The organism is Ewingella sp. S1.OA.A_B6 (genome assembly GCF_049889095.1).
In the GTDB taxonomy this organism is placed as follows: Bacteria; Pseudomonadota; Gammaproteobacteria; order Enterobacterales; family Enterobacteriaceae; genus Ewingella.
Map to the genome: position 1 here is coordinate 1,316,621 of NZ_JBLJFK010000001.1, position 19,997 is coordinate 1,336,617.

Consider the following 19,997-nt stretch of genomic DNA (forward strand, 5'->3'; position numbering starts at 1 on the left):
CTATAGGCTTTTAATGTGATGTTAGTGAGGACTTCTGCATTAAGCTCAGCGGAACGGCTCGGTGAAGACAAACAGCCAAATCATCTGGCACCTTATCAAACCCCTTTCTGCGCCAACCATATGGTATGTCCGGTGCACTGCGGGTCTTCTGCTATCATTTTGATGACGCTAAAACCATGGTCTGCCAGCAATGTTCGATATTCCTCCGGCGCCAGACTTGCATGGTACAAAGGCTCTCCCTGAAACTCCCCTATCGCCTCGCCATTCCCCGACCCGCTGGTGAACATCAGTACAGCCTTATCACTGGCGTGCGCGCCAAAGAGGGGAAACATTTTGCGTTGATCGTCGCGGGTAAGATGGAAAAAACTGTCCCAGGCAACCAGCCCGTCAAATCGTTGATTCAGCGATAATGCACGCATGTCAGCCACGTGCCATTTTTGCGCGGGGAAACGCTGGCGGCAGAGGGCGATCATCGATGTAGACGCATCAACACCGGTCACGCTAAAACCCTGCTTCATGAAGTAATTTGCGATGGGTTTACCTGAGCCGCAGCCAATGTCTAAAATATCGGCACCGGCAGGCAGTAAAGCAAGAAACCGGTTCAACCAGGATTCTTCATAACATTGGTCACTGCGGATACGGTCCCAGTGGGCGCTGTGTTGCTGGTATAAATCAATGATGTTGTTGGCTGAAAAGTGATCCACTGATTATCACTCCGACAGTAAAATGATCAAATAATACGCTGCACTTTTTGCGCCACGCCGCCTAACCGGCCATCAACCTGGTTCCATTCATGGATATAGGACTCGTAGGCAAACACAAAAGCGTTATGGCCGTTAGAAAACCAGCGGTCTGGCTTACGATTCCAACCCGCATAAGCGTCATAACGCAGAATCTCGAAACCGCGTGGCTGCGAACGGATGACATAGGTGTAGTGCTCATACAGTTCTTCATCCGCTGGGATCTCTTCTTCCGGTTCCAGCGTAATAAAAAGCCCGCCGAGTTTGACTTTAATCATCCAAATTCCTTTTTCATAAAATGTTCTTTCTCATCACCCACAGCCCGGTGGTCTGCGTTTCTGTAACATAAGCGCTTTCGCAGTGGATGGACATACCCTGACGTTCGTAAAAACGAATTGCGCTGGTATTGCTTTGAAGTACAGTCAGCCATAAGCAAGTCTGTTGCCGCTCAACTGCCTGGATTTCTGCGTGGGAAAACAGCGCCGCGCCTAAACCTCGTGATTTTGCCACTGGCTGCAAATACAGTTTACACAACATCGCACCCTGCTGGTCGCTCTCAGGAAGCGGCTGATAGTAATGGACTTTTGCAAAGCCTGCCGCCTGCCCGCAATCCGTCGCCAGCCACCAGTGCTGCTGCGAGTCGCTCAAGCCCTGCTGCAAAGTGGTGCTTGAGAAATCATTGTCCAGAAACTGTTGCAGCTCTGCGGCACTTTGCCAGAGTGCGCCAAAATAGTGCCGGTAGGTCTCCATCCCCATGTTGCGCAGCCGCTCAATATCTGCAATACCCGCTTGACGAATGTTCAACTGTTTCTTTCTCCATGACGTTAATAACGATACCAGGACCGTCGGTGATCACGCAGGATAACGTTTTAAAGAGGTCATTAAAATGACGCAAAAGATTTTTGACGGATAGGGATTTTTCGAGGATTTTTGACAACTTAGCCAATCAATCAATAGCGGATTAGTCCTTCCCGCAAGCCTTAAGGCTTTCTTAATTTTATCGTGAAACTATACCACGCTTAAATGGAGTCGAATATTCAGACGATCTCCCTTTACCTGGCTCCCCGCACAATCTAACGTTTAACCGAAATTCAGATTTGAAGTCAGTCAGTTACTGGAATAATTTGCGGCCACTCTTTGGCCAGTATTTATAATGAGGATATTAATTTTGCGGACAGATACTTTAAGGGTTCAGGTATGGAACAGCTAAATCACCTGCTTTTTACCTGGATCAACGCCACGCCTGAATCATCAACCGCTTTGATCAAATTGGCCATATTTATGGCCAATGACATGATAATGATTGTGCCGCTGCTGATCATCGGTTTATGGCTCTGGGGGCAACATGAACATATCGCCTCCCAGCGCGCGCTGGTCGCCAAAACAGTGATTGCCCTCGGCTTCGCGATGACCACCGCCAAAACACTGTCGATTCTTTTCCCCCATGCGCGCCCTTTCGTCGAGGGTTTTGGCTATAACTTCCTACACCATTCGCCTGACGACTCCTTCCCAAGCGACCACGGCACCGCCATCTTTACTTTTGCTATCGCTTTTCTGTGCTGGCATCGCTTATGGTCTGGTGCACTGTTGTGCATCACCGCATTGAGCATCGCCTGGTCAAGAGTTTATCTCGGCGTACACTGGCCGATGGACATGCTGGGCGGACTGCTGGTAGGAATGATTGGGTGCCTGTTTGCGCAAATGGTGTGGAACCTGTTCGGAGAGCAAATCTCCGGCGGACTGGATAAGCTCTATCGCTTCAGTTTTGCCATTCTAATTCGCAAGGGCTGGGTACAGGGTTAAGCTAAACAGTACGGGCGCAGTAAACTGCGCCCGATATTTCTTATTTCTCAGATCATTTGCCGAAGATCGACCCAAATAGCCCGGTGATTTTCATCATCACGAAATCCCAGATTCGGCTGAAGAACCCGCCCTCTTTGACCTCTTTCAATGCGACCAACGGACGCTGATCGACCACTTTGCCATTCAGGGTGAAATCCACCGTACCTACAACCTGATTTTTCGCCAACGGCGCTTCCAACTGTTTGTTAGTCAACGTAAAACTGGCTTTCAGGTTTTTCAACTGCCCTTTAGGTGTCGTCAGCGATGCATTTTCAGCTACGCCGAGCGGTACCATTTTGTCTTCACCGAACCAGACTCGCTGGCTGATGAACGCATCACCGGCCTTGATTGGGGTCAGGGTTTCGAAGAAACGGAAGCCCCAGGTCAGGAGGTTTTCACTCTCATTGAAACGCACGCGATCGCTCGGCGCACCCATGACGACCGCAATCAAACGCATACCGCTGGGGTCGCTGGCAGATGACACCAGATTATAGCCAGCGCCTGAGGTGTAGCCGGTTTTAATACCGTCGACGTTCAGGTTGGTGCTCCACAACAAACGGTTGCGGTTTATCTGACGAATATGGTTGAAGGTGAACTCTTTCTCTTTATGCAGCGCGTACTCTTCCGGCGTGTCGCGGATTAACGCCTGCGATAACAGCGCCATATCACGGGCCGAGCTGTATTGCCCGTCCGCATCCAGGCCGTGCACGGTTTTGAAATGGGTATTTTCCAGCTTCAACTGTTGGGCATAACGGTTCATCAGGTTGACGAAAGAGTCCTGACTGCCAGCTACATAGTCGGCCAGTGCAATGCTGGCGTCATTGCCAGACTGAATAACAATGCCTTTGTTTAACTCGGATACCGGCACTTTATCGCCGGGTTTGAGGAACATCAGCGATGACCCCCGAAGTACGGGATTACCGGTCGCCCAGGCATCCTGGCCAACGGTGACCATGTCATCCGGCGTCACTTTACCCGATTTTATGACCTGGCCGACCACGTAGCTGACCATGATTTTGCTCAGACTGGCAGGATCGAGACGGGTATCAGGATTAGATTCAGCCAGCACCTTGCCACTGCTGTAATCCATCAATACCCAAGATTTAGCGTTAATCTGCGGGGCGGCAGGGTTGGTATCTGCTTGTGCAGCGGGAAGCGCCAGCAGCATAAAACCACCGCCGAGTGTACAAAGAAAGGTCCGTTTTAATTTAGGAGAGGTTATCATAGGTTTATCAGCGCTTTTGTCCGGGTAACTGAAATTTATCTTATCTTTCAAACAGCTTTATGAATTGCGAATAAGACGTTGACCGATGCTAAAAGCTACCGGTTTATAGGCCGCGAAGAAACCATTGCAATGTAAAGATTCTTAGAATGAACGTCATTTATGCCCCTGATGGCTTTTTTCGCTCATTTTCTATTCTATCGCCCACGTATTGACCACATGCGATGAGTCGGGCAAGTTTGTGCTCCTATAACATTTTAAAGATCGATAAAACGCTTATCGGTAATCAATGCACAGGGTAAAACGGTGGAGAAATAGCATGACAGGACTCGTAATTAAAGCATTGATTGGCGCACTGATGGTGGTGGCGATCGGTTTATTATCAAAAACACGTAATTATTACATCGCCGGTTTACTGCCGTTGTTTCCGACTTTTGCGCTGATTGCACATTATATCGTCGGTACCGAACGCAGTATTGATGCGCTGCGTACGACCATCATCTTCGGCCTGTGGGCAGTGATCCCCTATATGGTGTATCTGATTTCTCTTTATTTTTTCATCGGTTGGATGAAACTGCCATACGCCCTGCTTAGCGGCGTGATCTGCTGGTCACTGGCCGCCTGGCTGCTTATCTCCCTCTGGACCCGCTTTCACGTCTGAAAGCTAAAGACCAAACTCATGACGAAACAGGTCACCTTCTTGTGTCAGTTCATCACGGACAAACTCGATAAATTGGCTCAGCATCGCTGAACGCCTTTTGCCTGCGACAGTTTGCAACTGCAATGTGCGCTGGTTGAGTTGCTCAATATTGACCGGTTTCACACAAAGCCCATCGCGCCGTGCTTTATATAAAATGGAGAAGTGACTGCAAGCCACAATGGCGCCCGGAGTCTGTAGCATAAAGTCATATAACGTTGAAAAACGGTTACAGCTGAGCGCCGGTTCAAGAAATATTCCACTCATTCTGCATGACAAATCAAACAGCTGGCGGATAGTGCTGCCCGGCTCGTTCATTGCCAGCGGATAAGGGTGTAAATCGGCCAACTGTAATGAGGTGTTGGCCAGCGGATGATCGGTACGCATCACCATTCTTACCGGGGCCGGAAAAGTCGCGATCACTTCAACACCCCGTTCGGCGGTCAGGCTGAACTGCAACGCGAATTCGCTCTCACCACTGCGGATCATCTCAGCCACCTGCAGCGCCGTACCCACATTCAGCGAAAACATGACGCCAGGATTACGCTGTCGAAAGCGAATAAATAGCTGTGGCAGCAGATCAAATGCCGGGCCGTCGGTGCATGCCATGCGGATAACCGTTCGCCGTACTGCATTCAGCCCCTTAATCTCCCCGATGGCATGCTCCATGTCCATCATGCTTTTGCGCACGTGGTTTTCCAGGATCTGACCGGCGTCATTGAGCACCATTCCGCGGGCATGACGTTCAAAAAGCTTATCCCCGATACGCTCTTCCAACCGCTGGATCTGCCGGCTGATCGCCGACACCGCAACAAATAATTGTTTACTGGCTGCGCTGAGCGAGCCTGTGTGAGCAACGGCCAAAAAATAGCGAATCTCGGTACTTTGCATCTCATTTTCCCTGCTTCATAAACGTGCAAACCAGCATTGCACAAAAAGCAAAGGTTGGTTGCAATTATTATTATTGTAGCAACGCTACGTATTGGTTTAGATAACATGGATAAAAAAACAGATAAAAAAACAACCAACACAATGGACAACTTTATGACAGCGGATAAAGCAGCAGCACAGGCTCTGGCCTGGTTCGACAGGGGTGAATTTAAAACCACATTGACGCGCCGCGTGGCGATGACCACCGAAAGCCAAAGCAGCACACGTGATAACGAGCTGGCTCGCTATTTAGACGACGAAATCAAACCGGCGTTATCTGCCATGGGCTTCTCACTGCTCAGCGTTGATAATCCTCGCGCCGCGCAACGTCCGTTTCTGATAGCCAGCCGGATTGAAGATCCGGCATTGCCCACTTTGCTCACCTACGGCCATGGCGACGTGGTTTTCGGCGACGATGAACACTGGCGTGAAGGGCTGAAGCCCTGGCACCTGGTGGAGGAAGGTGACCGCTGGTATGGCCGTGGCACCGCCGATAATAAAGGCCAACACAGTATAAATATCGCCGCGCTGGAACATATTTTTCAGGCCCGCGGCGGTCGTTTAGGATTCAATTGCAAAGTGTTGTTCGAGATGGGCGAGGAGATCAGTTCGCCTGGTCTGGCAGATTTATGCCGCGATCACGCCCAGACGCTCAGCGCAGACTTATTGATCGCTTCGGATGGCCCGCGCCTGAGCGCCATTCGCCCAACGCTGTTTCTGGGGTCACGCGGTGCGGTCAATTTCCGCCTGAGCATAAATGCCCGTGACAACGCTTACCATTCGGGTAACTGGGGCGGCTTGCTGACCAACCCCGGCACGCAGTTGGCTAATGCGCTGGCCAGCCTGGTCAATCAGCACGGTCAGTTACTGGTCGATGCCCTGAAACCTGAGGCTGTCAGCCCGCAGATTCGGCAGATCCTGAGTGATATCGCCGTGGGCGGCGGTGATACCGACCCGCACATTGACCCCAACTGGGGCGAACCCGGTCTGACACCCACCGAACGCCTGTATGCCTGGAACCAACTTGAAGTGCTCTCTTTCCTCACCGGCAACCCGCAACGCCCGATGAATGCAATTCCAGGTCAGGCAACTGCTGTGTGTCAGTTGCGTTTTGTCGTCGGTACTGATTGGGAAAACCTGGCGCAGCACGTTCGCGCTCATCTTGATTCACGGGGATTTTCCCAGGTTGAGGTCGAATTCTTGCGCGGTTCACCCGCTACCCGCTTCGACCCGACTGACCCGCTGGTTGGCTGGGCGCTCGGCGTGATGCAACACTGCAGCGGTAAAAAACCAGCCCTGTTACCCAATCTTGGCGGCTCGTTACCTAATGAAGTTTTCTCTGACATCCTCGGACTGCCGACGCTGTGGGTTCCCCATTCTTACCCGGCGTGCGGTCAGCATGGCGTGAATGAACATATGCTGCGCTCGGTCGCGCGCGAAGGGCTGGAGATCATGACACGCCTGTTGTGGGACTTGGGTGAACAGGGAACGTCCCTGCTGCAACAACATCGAGAACATGCTGCTCTGGGAGGTGCAAAATGAATCAATCTTCTGCGCATACTGCCGGGCAAAACACGGTTTCCTCTGGTAAACCGAGCCTGATGAGAACCTTGTTTGCCACTTGTATCGGTAATGCACTGGAGTGGTTTGACATCGCCATCTACGGTTTCTTTGCCAGTTATATTGCCCACGCCTACTTTCCCGCAGTTGACCCTACAGTGTCATTATTGCTGACCTTCGGCAGCTTTGGTGTCTCTTTCCTTATTCGCCCACTGGGCGCCATTGTCTTAGGTGCCTATGCCGATCGCCATGGCCGCAAAGCCTCGCTGCTGATGTCAATAAGCCTGATGATGTTAGGTGGACTGATCATCGTAATCACGCCCTCTTACGCCACTATCGGCGTAGCGGCCCCTCTGCTTATCCTGCTTGCACGCTTGATTCAGGGCTTCTCGGCAGGAGGTGAATTTGGTAGCTCCACTGCATTTCTGGTTGAGCATTTTCCAGAACGTAAAGCGTTCATCGCCAGTTGGCAGTTTGCCACTCAGGGTGCAAGCACGCTGATGGCTTCAGCATTTGGTTTAGGGCTGGCGCACGTATTAACCGAAACTCAACTGCAAGACTGGGGATGGCGCATTCCGTTTATTTTCGGGCTGCTGATCGGGCCGGTAGGTTTGTATATTCGCCGCCATATTCATGAATCAGAAAGCTTCCAAAAAGCAGAGAAAAACCATTCGCCGTTGAAGCAGATTGTCCGGGCGCAGAAGTCCCTGTTTTTCATTGCTGTCGGGCTGATGGTGGTCTCAACCGCCATCAACTATATGCTCAACTACGTCCCTACTTACGCCACCAAAACGCTGCATCTGCCGTCTTCGGTCGGCTTTAGCGCCACGCTGGTTGCCGGTATCATTTTGACCGTTGTGACTCCGCTGATGGGGCTATGGGCAGAGAAAGTCGGGCGTTTGCCATTGATGTGGGGGTCACTGATCCTGCTGTTAGTTACCATCTACCCGGCGTTCTGGCTAATGCTGCAATACACTTCCGCGCTGTCGTTGATTCTGCTGATTGGCTGGCTGGCCCTGCTAAAATCTGTCTATTTCTCCACCGTTCCCTCGATGATGGCTGACCTATTTCCGGTCGGTACCCGGGCAAGCGGAATGGCGATAAGTTACAACGTGGCGGTGACCGTTTTCGGTGGTTTTGCCCCGTTCATCTGTACGCTGCTTATCTCGATGACCGGAAGCAGTCTGGCGCCAGGATACTATCTGATGGCGGTCGCGCTGCTCAGCGTATGGGCTTTATTACGAGCGCAGAAGTTACAGCGATAATGTCATGGTGGCAAAACACAGATGCATAAAGCTTTTTTCACGCCTATAGTTTCAGCGGGTTTTTAAATTGGTTTACTAAGTCAACTCATTCAGGGAGTAGTAAAGATGCTGACAGTATGGGGTCGTGATAACTCGACCAACGTGAAGAAAGTGTTGTGGCTGCTGGATGAGCTCGGTGAAGTGTACACGTCGATAAACGCCGGCGGCGTTTTCGGTAAAGTCAACGAACCGCTCTATTTGTCACTTAACCCGAACGGGCTGGTACCTTGCCTGCAGGATGATGACTTTGTTTTGTGGGAATCGAACGCCATTTTACGCTATCTGGCGGAGCGCTCAGGCAACCCGCTGTTCTGGGGCAACGATCTGCAGCAGCGCGCCTCGGCGGATAAATGGCTCGACTGGGCCAGTAATTCGCTGAATATTCCCTTCCGCCAGGTCTATATCAATCTGATCCGCACGCCTGAAGGTAAGCGTGATATGGCAGCCGTCGCCAGCGGCATGGCAGCGTTTGAGAAACTATGGCCAGTGGTCGATACCGTACTGGCTAAACAAACCTGGCTGTCCGGAGACAAATTCGGTATTGGCGATATACCGATGGGCTGCCTGGCGTACGCGTGGTTCGGGCTGGATATTGAACGTCAGCCTCATCCAAACCTTGAGCGCTGGTATCAACAACTGACACAGCGCCCGGCTTATCAGAAGCGGGTGATGATCCCGCTGAGTTAATCTACAGCTAAGTGTCGGATGCAGACACGTCCGACACTTAGCTCTATTTGTCAGCTGCTGAAGTTCAACCCCCGAATTATCTATTCCAAACTGGAATAACGCAGAGACGAAATATACTAACTACAAAGCATTCCCTATTTATTAACAACTGGGTAAACTGCCTGCACAGATAGACGTCTGGACAGACAGACTTCTGCACATCCTCACATTGGGTGACTCTTATTGAGCCCCGTAAACCACCTTGCGAAACCGCGTTCACTGCCTGCCGGAGTTGTTAATGAAAAAAATATCCACCTCTTTATTGGTTCTGAGTCTGTTGGCCGCTGCCCCTGCGTTCGCCGCAGAAACCACGCTCGCCGCTGTTCCGGCGGTGATTGCTCAGCATCAAGGTCCGGTACGCGTTGCAGTGATCCGCAATTTGGGTTCTGACGATAACACCACCCAATTTTTAGCGGGTGCCATCAAAGAAGGCCGCAAACTGGGTTTTAAAGTCGACACCTTCCTCAGCAACGGTGACGACGCCAAATTCCAGGACTTCGTCAATCAGGCCATCAGCCAGAAATATGACGGGATTATCCTGTCGCAGGGCCGTGGCCCTTACTCCGCAGAACTGGTGAAGCGCATTACCGCTGCAGGCATTGCCGTCTCCGTATTCGATACTGAAGTCCCGGATAACACGCCGGGTGTGACGGTCACCCGTCAGGATGATGCCTCGCTGACCCATACCTCCGTAGGGCAACTGGTCAAGGATTTCAACGGTAAAGCCAATATCGTCAAATTATGGGTTGCCGGTTTCCCGCCGATGGAACGTCGTCAGAAAACTTATGAAGAAATTCTCAAACAAAATCCGGGCATTCATCAGCTGGAGTCCATCGGCGCAGTCTCGTCTGATGTTCAGGGAGATACCGCCAATAAAGTCGGTGCCATTTTAGCCAAATACCCGAAAGGTAAAATTGACGCTATTTGGGGCGCATGGGATGCCTTCAGCCAAGGTGCGTATAAAGCGCTGAAGGAAAACGGCCGCACTGAAATCAAACTCTACAGTATTGATGCATCCAATCAGGATTTGCAGATGATGCGCGAGGAAGGGAGCCCGTGGAAAATCACCGCGGCTGTCGATACTCAACTGATCGGTGCGGTAAACCTGCGCATCGTCGCGCTGAAAATTGCCGGTGAAAAAACGCCAGCCACTTATGAGTTCCCGGCTCAGGCGATACCGCAAGCCCTGCTACAAAGCCAAAGCGGTGGCATTAATGTGACCGGTTTGAGCAAGATTATTCCGGGCTGGGGCAAGTCTGAAGATTTTACCGCCCCATGGTTTGCCACGCTGGAAGCCAAATATAAGAAGTAACCAACACGTTTTTCCATAACATCCAGCCCCTTTCCGTAAATTGAAACGGGCTGTTTTGTAAAAGAATTCTCCCCGATACTCCGCCAGTTCCCCTGCTTGATCACAGAAATAAAGAAACGTAAATTCAGAACTAAAAATCTCAATAGCCGGTCAACCCGGTAACCGTTACAACTCTACACTCACATTATAAATCCAAGTACTAAGCTCATGAGCCCAGAGATCCTGTCAGTTAAAGAAAATCAAGGATAAAAGGAGAGAGTAATGAAAATCAGCGACGGTAACTGGTTAATACAGGATGGACTGACCCTTACGCACCCGCTGTATGTTTCAGAAGTGCAGAAGTCGGCCAGAGAAATGATTATCTATGCTGCCCCGCACGACGCGAGTGAACGCGCGAACCAGCTCGACACGCCCTTGTTTACCCTGCGCTTTTTCTCGCCGCAAACTGGCGTGATTGGGGTACGGATCACCCATTTTGACGGCGGTCTGGACCTCGGCCCGCATTATCCGCTGTTTTGCGAATCGCAGCATGACGTGCGCATTGAAGAGACGGACCAATTCGCGGTGCTACACAGCGGTGACCTGAGCGTAAAAATCACCAAAGGCGCAAACTGGTCACTGGATTTCCTGCGTCACGGGCAGCGCATTACCGGCAGCGTAGCTAAATCCAACGGCTATGTGCAAAACGTGCACGATGGTAGAAACTACATGATGGAGCGCCTGGACTTAGGCGTAGGTGAAACGGTCTACGGCCTTGGCGAGCGTTTCACCGCGCTGGTCAAAAATGGCCAAATGGTTGAAACCTGGAACCGGGATGGCGGCACCAGCACCGAGCAATCCTATAAAAATATTCCTTTCTACCTGACTAACCGTGGTTATGGTGTGTTGGTCAATCATCCGGAAGCGGTTTCGTTTGAAGTTGGTTCCGAAAAAGTGTCAAAAGTGCAGTTCAGCGTCGAAAGTGAATATCTGGAATACATCGTCATCGACGGTCCAACCCCTAAAAAAGTGCTCGACCGCTACACTCGCCTCACCGGCCGCCCTGCTCTGCCACCCGCCTGGTCATTCGGACTATGGCTGACGACCTCATTCACCACCAATTACGATGAACAGACGGTGAACAGCTTTATCGACGGTATGGCCGAGCGCAATTTGCCGCTGCACGTGTTCCATTTTGACTGTTTCTGGATGAAGGCCTTCCAATGGTGTGATTTTGAATGGGACCCGCAAACCTTCCCTGATCCGCAAGGCATGCTCACGCGGTTGAAAGAAAAAGGCCTGAAAATCTGTGTATGGATCAACCCTTATATCGGACAGAAATCCCCGTTATTTAGAGAAGGTAAAGAAAAAGGCTACCTGCTGAAACGCCCGGACGGTCGGGTATGGCAATGGGATAAATGGCAACCGGGACAGGCTATTGTAGATTTCACCAATCCTGAGGCCAGTGCCTGGTACGCCGGGCATCTGAAACGATTAATCGATATGGGTGTTGACTGTTTTAAAACCGATTTCGGTGAACGAATTCCAACGGACGTGGTGTGGCACAACGGTTGTGACCCGCAGAAAATGCATAACCACTACGCGTTTGTTTACAACAAGCTGGTGTACGAAACGCTGCAGGATAAACTCGGCAAATCCGAAGCCGTACTGTTTGCCCGCTCAGCCTCGGTTGGCGCTCAACAATTCCCGGTTCACTGGGGCGGTGACTGCTACGCAACCTATGAGTCTATGGCAGAAAGCCTGCGCGGCGGTCTTTCCATCGGCCTCTCCGGCTTTGGGTTCTGGAGCCATGATATCGGCGGATTTGAAAATACCGCGCCTGCACATATTTATAAACGCTGGTGCGCCTTCGGTCTGTTATCCAGCCACAGCCGCCTGCACGGCAGTAAATCCTATCGTGTACCCTGGGTTTATGACGATGAAGCCTGTGATGTCGTCCGTCAGTTCACTGAGCTGAAATGTCGTCTGATGCCATATTTGTATCCGACCTCAGCGCAGGCCGCCAGCCAGGGTACGCCGTTAATGCGCGCCATGATGCTGGAATTCCCTGAAGATCCAGCCTGCGACTATCTGGACCGCCAGTATATGCTCGGCGACGCACTGCTGATTGCGCCGGTGTTCAGCGAACAGGGCAGCGTGGATTTTTATTTGCCACAGGGACGCTGGACGCATCTGCTGAACAACAACGTGGCAGAGGGATCTCGCTGGCATCGTGAGCAGCACGGCTTCAACAGTTTGCCGCTGTATGTCCGTCCGAATACCTTACTGGCGCTCGGCAGCAACAACCAGAAGCCTGATTATGATTACAGCGAACGGCCAGAATTCCACTTATTTGAACTTGAGGATGGCGGCACCGCAGAAAGTCAACTGATTGACTTAAAAGGAAAAAAAATATTTACGCTGACAATAATGCGCAGCGGTGACGTGATAAGCGTGACCTCGAGTGGCAAAGCCAACCGGTGGACCTTGTGCTTGCGTAATAGGGTTAAAGTAACAGAGATAACCAAAGGGTCTCAGACTGTACATATCAACGGCTTGTTGATTCAGCCTGACGATGGCACCACCAATATGACGATAAAGCTCTAAATAAGTAAAATGATATGCCCAGCCCTGCAATGAAACTATTGTGGGGCTGTTTTATGGCAGGCGACTCAATAAATTACTTCGCCATGCCGGTCACGATACTCTTTAGGCGTCATGCCATAGCCTTTTTTAAACACGGAATAGAAGTATTGCAGTGATGGATAGCCACACATTTGCGAGATCTCATTAATAGAAATCGATGTTGCTGCCAGCAGGTTCTTCGCTCGCGCCAGCTTCTCATCATGGATCACACCATGAATAGTTTGACCGGTTTCATCTTTGAATCGTTTTTCGAGGTTAGAACGTGAAATACCGATAGCATCCAGTACTTGTTCAACCTTAATGCCCTTACAGGCATGGTGGCGGATATAGTGCATCGCCTGGATCACTGCCGGATCGCGCAGTGAACGAAAGTCGGTAGAACGGCGTGCCATCACTTTCACCGGAGGGACCAAGATACGTTGCAACGGTAACTCACGCTCGTTCAGCAGCTGGTGTAATAGCTTCGCGGCGCGGTAACCCATTTGTCTGGTGCCCTGCACCACTGACGACAGCGCAACTCGTGACAAATAGCGGGTCAGCTCTTCGTTATCGATGCCAATCACGCTGAGTTTTTCTGGCACCGGAATATCCAGCTGTTCGCAAACCTGCAAAAGATGGCGGGCGCGGGCATCCGTTACGGCGATAATTCCCGTCTGCTGTGGCAAGGTTTGCACCCAGTCGGCCAGTCGGTTTTGTGCGTGCTGCCAGTTCTCCGGCGCAGTTTCCATTCCCTGATAGACGACCCCCTGATATTGTTCAGCAGACACCAACTGGCGGAACGCGTGCTCACGTTCCTGAGCCCAGCGCTTGCCCCCAGCGCCGGGTAAACCGTAGAAGGCAAAGCGGTTAATGCCCTTTTCTTTAAGATGCATAAATGCCGCTTCCACCAGCGCATAATTATCGGTCGCGATGTAATGCACCGGTGGATAGTCCTCTTCACGGTGGTATGACCCCCCGACACCGACGATCGGCACATTCAGGCCTTTCAACACCCCTTCAATGGCACGATCATCAAAATCAGCAATTACACCGTCGCCAAGCCAGTCACGTATGTTATCAATGCGGCAGCGAAAGTCCTCTTCGATGAAAATATCCCAGTCGCTTTGCGATGCCTGCAAATATTCGCCAACACCCTCGACGACCTGACGGTCATAGACTTTGTTGGCATTGAATAACAATGTGATGCGATAACGCTTTTCAAACATGCCGGTTTCTCTACGATGATTTACGCAAAAAACAAACCGGGTAGTTCGCACCACGGCCTGTATGAATCAGTTCAATATCACACGTAACCCACGCACTTGCGGCTTGAAATCTATATTCAGGAACGCCGTTTGGTCGCAGAATCCATCCATACCGCCAACAGTAAAATCGCGCCTTTGACGATGTACTGCCAGAACGTCGGGACATCCAGCATACTCATGCCATTATCCAGCGATGCCATGATGAAAGCCCCCATCACCGCCCCGGCCACGCTGCCCACACCACCGGCCAGGCTGGTGCCACCAATAACGCAGGCGGCAATGGCATCCAGTTCGGCGATGTTGCCTGCTGAAGGTGAACCTGCCCCTAATCGCGAGCTGAGGATCAGCCCCGCAATTGCCACCATCAGGCCGTTGATAGCAAATACGGCCAGCTTGCTCCGTTCGACATTCACGCCGGATAAACGAGCCGCATCGATGTTGCCACCAATGGCATAAATACGGCGGCCAAATGCAGTGCGTGATGCCATAAAGATACCGCCGAGCATCAGGGCAACCAGCACCAGCACCGGCGTTGGCACGCCGCGATACTCATTAAGCAACAGCACTGCCCCCAACGCGATAACCGCGGTTAGCGCCTGCCGGGTAATATCACTTTTCACCTGTGTGAGCGGCAGTCCCAATGCTGCCCGCTGTTTGCGCCTGCGCCACTGCCAGCCGATAAACAACGTCAGAGCGACAACGCCGATGCCAAACCCCACACCATCAGGCAGATAGCTTTGCCCAATCAGCGACATTGATGCCGTGGTTGGCGCGACGGTCGTCCCGCTGGTGATGCCAATGAGTATCCCGCGAAATGCCAGCATCCCGGCCAGGGTAACAATGAAGGAAGGTACTTTTCGATAGGCCACCCACCAGCCATTCCAGGCACCCAGTAATAAACCAAGGAGTAAGGTCACCGCAATGGTTAGAGGTAGCGGCCAGCCCAGCCAAACATCAAAAATTGCGGCAACCCCTCCCAGTAAACCCATCATGGAACCGACTGAGAGATCAATTTCCGCCGAAATAATGACAAATACCATACCGACCGCCAGAATGCCGGTGATGGCGGTCTGGCGCAGCAGGTTGGAAACATTGCGGGCGCTGATATAGGCACCGTCGGTAGTTAGCGAGAAGAATACGATGATGACGGCAATCGCCGCCAGCATGACATATACCTGCAAATTGATATTTTTCAGCCGCTGTAACGAGAACAGTGATGCTGTTCTTATGGGTTCGTCCGCCGATACCGGCGCGCCCGATGACGTAAATTTAGACATGAATTTCACTCCTTAAAGCAGATTCCATAACCTGTTGCTGGGTTAAATTGTCATTTTTAAGACAGGCTTTAAGCTGCCCCAGATGCATAACCAAGATCCGGTCACTCAGGCCGAGGACTTCGGGCAGTTCAGAAGAGATAACAATGACCGCCATACCCTGAGAGGCCAATTGACTGATGAGTTTGTATATTTCCTGCTTCGCCCCGACGTCGATACCGCGTGTAGGCTCGTCAAGGATGAGGATCTTGGGTTTAAGTAACAGACAGCGGGCAAGAATGGCCTTTTGCTGATTCCCCCCACTCAACCGGCCAATCGCCAGCGTGGATGTGGTGGTCTTAATTTTGAGTTGTGCGATCGATTGTCTGATAGTTTGCTGCTCGCGAGCATCGCTAATTACTCCCGCCGACGTGAAATCACTCAGCGCTGCCAGTGTGATATTGCTGCCAACCGCCATCACCGGCACAATGCCATCGCGTTTACGATCTTCTGGCACCATGGCCATGCCATGCCGCATGGCGTCACGGCAATTGGTGAGGTTGACTCTCTTTCCTTCCAGCCATACTTCCCCCATCCAGCGACCACGATAGACACCAAACAGGCACTCCATGGTTTCTGTTCGCCCTGCGCCAACCAGCCCGGCGACGCCCAGAACTTCTCCGGCATGCAGAGTGAAACTCACATCATCGACCCGTTTGATATGGCGATTTACCGGATGCCACGCACTCAGATGTGCGACCCGCAGTACCTCGATACCAGGCTGACGTTGGCGGGGAGGAAAAAGCTCGGTCAATTCCCGTCCGACCATCATGGCGATGATCTCCTGTTCACTCACGCCCCTGGCCTCGCGGGTAGCGATATGCTGACCATCACGGATGATGCAAAGTTTGTCGGAAATTGCCCTGACTTCATTGAGTTTGTGGGAAATGTAAATACAGGCAATATCGTGATTGCGCAGGTCACGGATGATCTCCAGCAGGATCTCCGTTTCACTTTCTGTCAGCGACGCGGTCGGTTCATCAAGCACCAATAGCCGCACTTGCTTATTGAGCGCCTTGGCGATCTCCACCAGTTGGCGCTGGCCAAGCCCCAGTTCAGCAACCAGTGTATGCGGGTCAATATCTAATTTGACCTGTGCCAGCATTCTTTGGCAGCGTAAATACATCTGGTCAGTATCGAGCAGGCCGTATTGCCCCCACTCGTTACCCAAAAACATATTTTCCAAAACACTCAACTGTTTCACCAGCGCCAGTTCCTGGTGGATAATCGCAATGCCTTTTTGTTCAGTTTCGCGGATACCTTTTGCCATCAGCTTCTCGCCGGAGAAATAAATCTCTCCGTCAAATGTGCCAAAAGGATAAATGCCGCACAGCACCTTCATCAGGGTCGATTTACCGGAACCATTTTCACCGCAAAGTGAGAGCACTTCTCCGGCGTCCAGCTGGATACTGATATTATCGACGGCCTTTACCATGCCGAATTGCTTGGTGATATTACGCATCTCAAGCAGGCAGGTTTTTCCCGGTGATCCAGACGTAGGCGATCCAGATACAGACGATCCAGACATAATTAACCTCGCAGCACTCTGACATTCTTGTCAGAATTCAAAAAATGTCAGAGCCGCTCAATGAAGGAAAGAGTGCAAAAATAAAAATTATTTAAGATCAGATTTTTTATGGAAGCCGTCAGCAATCACCGTGCTTTCAATATTATTTTTATCAACCTGAATAGGCGTTAACAAATAAGAAGGCACATCTTTCTTACCATTATTTAAGGTTGCGTTGGATTTAGGCTTTTCACCTTTGGCCAGTTGTACAGCAATTTCAGCCGCATCATTAGCCAGTTTAGTGATGGGTTTATAAACGGTCATGGTCTGCGTTCCCGCCTGGATACGCTTAATGGCGGCAAGATCGGCATCCTGTCCAGAAATCGCGACTTTGCCTGCCAGCCCTTGCGCAGAAAGTGCCTGAACTGCACCGCCCGCAGTCGCATCATTGGACGCTACCACCGCATCAATTTTGTTATTATTGGCCGTCAGCGCATTCTCCATGATTTTCAGGGCATTTTCCGGCAACCAGCCATCAGCCCACTGATCGCCAACAATCTTAATTTTCCCCTCTTTTATCAAAGGAGTTAGCACTTTCATCTGCCCGGCGCGGAACAGTTTGGCGTTATTATCGACCGGCGAGCCGCCCATCAAGAAATAGTTGCCTTGTGGCACGCGCTCAACCAAGCTTTGTGCCTGTAATTCACCCACTTTTTCGTTATCAAACGAAATATAAAAATCAATATCTGCGTTGTTAATCATCCGGTCATAGGCTAAAACTTTAATACCTTCGCGTTTGGCCTCGGCAATAACATTACTCAGCACTTCGCCGTTATAGGGGATAATCACCAGCACATCGACACCGCGATTGATCATATTTTCAATCTGTGCCATCTGTGTTTCTTCGTTTCCGTTGGCAGATTGCACAAACACATCGGCTCCCAGCGTTTTGGCTTTCGCCACAAATATATCCCTGTCTTTCTGCCAACGCTCCAGTCGTAAGTCATCGATTGCCATACCAATTTTTATTTCTTTTGCCATCCCGACATGGCTAAAAAGGAGTATGGCTGCGCTGGCACTGAGTAACAATGTTTTCATTTTCATCTTCTAAAACCTTTTTTATAAAGAGGCAGGGAAAGAGAAATAAATAAATGTGGAAGCAACCACAGGGAACGTTGTGGCGAATGAATTGTTGTCGCTCAGCAATTATTCAGCAATTGCAGATTTTAACCGTAGCATTACGATTTTTAGTTTCTTTTCTAATATTTGATGAAGATCATGGTTTGATTGCCATAGACACCCTTCCAACACCGACTTTCTCCGGAACTCTCGTAATTATAAAAATAACGGTGTAAAAACGGCTATTTTTGCGATCTGCCGCACAGATAATAATTAAGTTAATTTGAGTGTTAAATATCGTAATTGTGAGACACCGCCACAACTCCGAAGATAACGGCTCTCACCTCCCAGCAGGTCTGGGCCAGTTTCCAAGGAGTTTTCAATGCACGCTTATTTTGACAAGCTTGACGCGGTTCGCTACGAAGGAACTCACAGCAAAAACCCGCTCTCATTCCGCCATTACAATCCGAATGAGATCATTCTCGGCAAAACCATGGCTGAGCATTTGAGATTTGCCGCTTGCTACTGGCATACATTCTGCTGGAACGGTTCGGACATGTTTGGCGTGGGGGCTTTTGATCGCCCATGGCAGCAACCCGGCGACGCTTTGGAATTGGCAAAACGTAAAGCCGATGTGGCATTTGAATTCTTCCAAAAACTCAGCGTGCCTTATTACTGCTTCCACGACGTCGACGTTTCGCCGGAAGGCAACTCGCTGAAAGAGTATGTCAATAACTTTGCCGTTATGACCGACGTGCTGGCGCAAAAGCAGGAGAGCAGCGGCGTAAAACTGTTGTGGGGCACAGCTAACTGTTTCTCCCATCCACGCTACGGTGCCGGTGCGGCGACCAATCCGAATCCTGAAATTTTTACCTGGGCCGCTACACAGGTCTTCACTGCAATGAACGCCACTAAGCAACTGGGCGGTGAAAATTACGTTCTCTGGGGTGGACGTGAAGGTTACGAAACGTTGCTTAACACTGATTTACGCCAGGAACGTGAGCAAATTGGTCGTTTCATGCAACTGGTGGTTGAGCACAAACACAAAACCGGATTCCAGGGAACGTTACTGATTGAACCAAAACCGCAGGAACCGACCAAGCATCAGTATGATTATGACGTTGCCTCGGTCTATGGCTTCCTGCAGCAATTTGGGCTGGAAAAAGAGATCAAGGTTAACGTAGAAGCTAACCATGCGACGCTGGCAGGCCATTCATTCCATCACGAAATTGCTAACGCCATTGCCTTGGGTATCTTTGGCTCCGTGGATGCTAACCGTGGTGACCCGCAGTGTGGCTGGGACACCGATCAATTCCCTAACAGCGTTGAAGAGAATGCGCTGGTGATGTATGAAATCATCAAAGCGGGCGGTTTCACAACCGGTGGTCTGAACTTCGATGCTAAGGTTCGCCGTCAGAGCACCGACAAGTATGACCTGTTCTATGGGCATATTGGCGGCATGGATACCATGGCGCTGGCGCTGAAAGTCGCGGCGAAAATGATTGCTGATGGTGAACTCGACAAGCACGTCGCCCAACGCTATTCAGGTTGGAATACTGAGCTGGGCCAACAGATTTTGCAGGGTAAAATGTCACTGGATGAACTGGCGAAGTTTGCACAGCAGCAACAGTTAGCGCCGGTGCATCAGAGCGGCCATCAGGAAAAGCTAGAAAATCTGGTTAACCGCTACCTGTTCAGTTAATCACTGCGTAATGGCTATACCCCAAATAATTCGAGGTGCATCGAGGCGGCAAGAGAAGGAATCCCGATGAGCTTAGTAAACTAAGTGATTCGGGTGAGTGAGCGTGGCCAACAAAGATGCAGCTTGAAGTATGACGAGTATAAAACGTCCCGGT

17 protein-coding genes are annotated in these 19,997 nt (G+C 50.8%); 8 read left to right on the top strand and 9 right to left on the bottom strand.

All coding sequences use genetic code 11. The features are described from left to right. Window positions 1-95: 95 nt before the first annotated feature. Genes ACMV8I_RS06310 through ACMV8I_RS06320 form a run of 3 tightly spaced genes read right to left on the bottom strand, consistent with a single transcriptional unit; the run spans window position 96 to window position 1,544 of the window. The gene (locus ACMV8I_RS06310) at window positions 96-704 is read right to left on the bottom strand and encodes a class I SAM-dependent DNA methyltransferase (RefSeq protein WP_498864320.1); all 609 of its coding nucleotides are present in this window, start codon (window positions 702-704) and stop codon (window positions 96-98) included. A gap of 26 nt (window positions 705-730) precedes the next feature. Then, complete coding sequence (locus ACMV8I_RS06315) at window positions 731-1,018, bottom strand: hypothetical protein (protein ID WP_498864321.1); 288 nt, start codon at window positions 1,016-1,018, stop codon at window positions 731-733. A 13-nt stretch (window positions 1,019-1,031) separates the two neighbouring features. Then, the gene (locus tag ACMV8I_RS06320; RefSeq protein WP_498864322.1) at window positions 1,032-1,544 is read right to left on the bottom strand and encodes a GNAT family N-acetyltransferase; all 513 of its coding nucleotides are present in this window, start codon (window positions 1,542-1,544) and stop codon (window positions 1,032-1,034) included. A 393-nt stretch (window positions 1,545-1,937) separates the two neighbouring features. On the opposite strand from ACMV8I_RS06320, the gene ybjG reads away from it, so the two are divergent. Next, entirely contained in the window at window positions 1,938-2,543 is a 606-nt protein-coding gene (gene ybjG / locus ACMV8I_RS06325; RefSeq protein WP_498864323.1) for an undecaprenyl-diphosphate phosphatase, read from the top strand. Between the two features lie 52 nt (window positions 2,544-2,595). Here the strand turns inward: ybjG and ACMV8I_RS06330 are convergent, their stop codons facing one another. Next, window positions 2,596-3,807, bottom strand: coding sequence for a serine hydrolase (locus tag ACMV8I_RS06330; protein ID WP_498864324.1), 1,212 nt, complete (start codon window positions 3,805-3,807; stop codon window positions 2,596-2,598). Window positions 3,808-4,123: 316 nt separating this feature from the next. Between ACMV8I_RS06330 and ACMV8I_RS06335 the strand changes: the two genes are divergently transcribed. After that, a complete protein-coding gene (locus tag ACMV8I_RS06335) occupies window positions 4,124-4,465 on the top strand; it encodes a GlpM family protein (protein ID WP_498864325.1) in 342 nt (113 codons plus the stop codon). Between the two features lie 3 nt (window positions 4,466-4,468). Here ACMV8I_RS06335 and ACMV8I_RS06340 read toward each other — a convergent pair whose 3' ends face one another. Then, window positions 4,469-5,392, bottom strand: coding sequence for a LysR family transcriptional regulator (locus ACMV8I_RS06340; protein ID WP_498864326.1), 924 nt, complete (start codon window positions 5,390-5,392; stop codon window positions 4,469-4,471). 153 nt (window positions 5,393-5,545) lie between these two features. Here ACMV8I_RS06340 and ACMV8I_RS06345 point away from each other — a divergent pair, with 153 nt between their 5' ends. The 5 genes from ACMV8I_RS06345 to yicI all read left to right on the top strand — a co-directional run bounded on the left by ACMV8I_RS06345 (window position 5,546) and on the right by yicI (window position 12,919). Next, on the top strand, window positions 5,546-6,973 hold the full coding sequence (locus tag ACMV8I_RS06345; protein ID WP_498864327.1) for a M20 family metallopeptidase: 1,428 nt from the start codon (window positions 5,546-5,548) through the stop codon (window positions 6,971-6,973). Continuing rightward, window positions 6,970-8,256, top strand: coding sequence for an MFS transporter (locus tag ACMV8I_RS06350; RefSeq protein ID WP_498864328.1), 1,287 nt, complete (start codon window positions 6,970-6,972; stop codon window positions 8,254-8,256). The genes ACMV8I_RS06345 and ACMV8I_RS06350 overlap by 4 nt, the downstream gene beginning before the upstream one ends. 105 nt (window positions 8,257-8,361) lie before the next feature. Further along, the gene (locus ACMV8I_RS06355; protein ID WP_498864329.1) at window positions 8,362-8,982 is read left to right on the top strand and encodes a glutathione S-transferase family protein; all 621 of its coding nucleotides are present in this window, start codon (window positions 8,362-8,364) and stop codon (window positions 8,980-8,982) included. Between the two features lie 277 nt (window positions 8,983-9,259). Next, the gene (locus ACMV8I_RS06360; RefSeq protein ID WP_498864330.1) at window positions 9,260-10,333 is read left to right on the top strand and encodes a sugar ABC transporter substrate-binding protein; all 1,074 of its coding nucleotides are present in this window, start codon (window positions 9,260-9,262) and stop codon (window positions 10,331-10,333) included. Window positions 10,334-10,594: 261 nt separating this feature from the next. Further along, window positions 10,595-12,919 carry an alpha-xylosidase gene (yicI, locus tag ACMV8I_RS06365; RefSeq protein ID WP_498864331.1) on the top strand — a complete coding sequence of 775 codons (2,325 nt, stop codon included), beginning with the start codon at window positions 10,595-10,597 and terminating at the stop codon, window positions 12,917-12,919. A gap of 65 nt (window positions 12,920-12,984) precedes the next feature. Here yicI and xylR read toward each other — a convergent pair whose 3' ends face one another. From xylR to xylF, 4 genes are all read right to left on the bottom strand, one after another. Then, window positions 12,985-14,163: a D-xylose utilization transcriptional activator XylR gene (xylR, locus tag ACMV8I_RS06370; protein WP_498864332.1), complete on the bottom strand. Its 1,179-nt coding sequence runs from the start codon at window positions 14,161-14,163 to the stop codon at window positions 12,985-12,987. 116 nt (window positions 14,164-14,279) lie between these two features. Next, the gene (xylH, locus tag ACMV8I_RS06375; RefSeq protein WP_498864333.1) at window positions 14,280-15,479 is read right to left on the bottom strand and encodes a xylose ABC transporter permease XylH; all 1,200 of its coding nucleotides are present in this window, start codon (window positions 15,477-15,479) and stop codon (window positions 14,280-14,282) included. Beyond that, window positions 15,472-17,043, bottom strand: a complete 1,572-nt coding sequence (locus tag ACMV8I_RS06380; protein ID WP_498864334.1) for a xylose ABC transporter ATP-binding protein — start codon at window positions 17,041-17,043, stop codon at window positions 15,472-15,474. Before ACMV8I_RS06380 ends, xylH begins: the two co-directional genes overlap by 8 nt. A gap of 87 nt (window positions 17,044-17,130) precedes the next feature. Further along, a complete protein-coding gene (gene xylF, locus ACMV8I_RS06385) occupies window positions 17,131-18,126 on the bottom strand; it encodes a D-xylose ABC transporter substrate-binding protein (protein WP_498864335.1) in 996 nt (331 codons plus the stop codon). 397 nt (window positions 18,127-18,523) lie between these two features. On the opposite strand from xylF, the gene xylA reads away from it, so the two are divergent. Further along, complete coding sequence (gene xylA / locus ACMV8I_RS06390; RefSeq protein WP_498864336.1) at window positions 18,524-19,843, top strand: xylose isomerase; 1,320 nt, start codon at window positions 18,524-18,526, stop codon at window positions 19,841-19,843. Window positions 19,844-19,997 lie beyond the last annotated feature (154 nt).

What these genes read in the sequence shown, in the direction of transcription:
- yicI (WP_498864331.1), top strand. Translation starts at nt 10,595, where the DNA reads ATGAAAATCAGCGACGGTAACTGGTTAATACAGGATGGACTGACCCTT.
- ybjG (WP_498864323.1), top strand. Translation starts at nt 1,938, where the DNA reads ATGGAACAGCTAAATCACCTGCTTTTTACCTGGATCAACGCCACGCCT.
- ACMV8I_RS06350 (WP_498864328.1), top strand. Translation starts at nt 6,970, where the DNA reads ATGAATCAATCTTCTGCGCATACTGCCGGGCAAAACACGGTTTCCTCT.
- xylH (WP_498864333.1), bottom strand. Translation starts at nt 15,479, where the DNA reads ATGTCTAAATTTACGTCATCGGGCGCGCCGGTATCGGCGGACGAACCC.
- ACMV8I_RS06340 (WP_498864326.1), bottom strand. Translation starts at nt 5,392, where the DNA reads ATGCAAAGTACCGAGATTCGCTATTTTTTGGCCGTTGCTCACACAGGC.
- xylR (WP_498864332.1), bottom strand. Translation starts at nt 14,163, where the DNA reads ATGTTTGAAAAGCGTTATCGCATCACATTGTTATTCAATGCCAACAAA.
- ACMV8I_RS06355 (WP_498864329.1), top strand. Translation starts at nt 8,362, where the DNA reads ATGCTGACAGTATGGGGTCGTGATAACTCGACCAACGTGAAGAAAGTG.
- ACMV8I_RS06380 (WP_498864334.1), bottom strand. Translation starts at nt 17,043, where the DNA reads ATGTCTGGATCGTCTGTATCTGGATCGCCTACGTCTGGATCACCGGGA.
- ACMV8I_RS06315 (WP_498864321.1), bottom strand. Translation starts at nt 1,018, where the DNA reads ATGATTAAAGTCAAACTCGGCGGGCTTTTTATTACGCTGGAACCGGAA.
- ACMV8I_RS06345 (WP_498864327.1), top strand. Translation starts at nt 5,546, where the DNA reads ATGACAGCGGATAAAGCAGCAGCACAGGCTCTGGCCTGGTTCGACAGG.
- ACMV8I_RS06360 (WP_498864330.1), top strand. Translation starts at nt 9,260, where the DNA reads ATGAAAAAAATATCCACCTCTTTATTGGTTCTGAGTCTGTTGGCCGCT.
- xylF (WP_498864335.1), bottom strand. Translation starts at nt 18,126, where the DNA reads ATGAAAATGAAAACATTGTTACTCAGTGCCAGCGCAGCCATACTCCTT.
- ACMV8I_RS06330 (WP_498864324.1), bottom strand. Translation starts at nt 3,807, where the DNA reads ATGATAACCTCTCCTAAATTAAAACGGACCTTTCTTTGTACACTCGGC.
- ACMV8I_RS06335 (WP_498864325.1), top strand. Translation starts at nt 4,124, where the DNA reads ATGACAGGACTCGTAATTAAAGCATTGATTGGCGCACTGATGGTGGTG.
- xylA (WP_498864336.1), top strand. Translation starts at nt 18,524, where the DNA reads ATGCACGCTTATTTTGACAAGCTTGACGCGGTTCGCTACGAAGGAACT.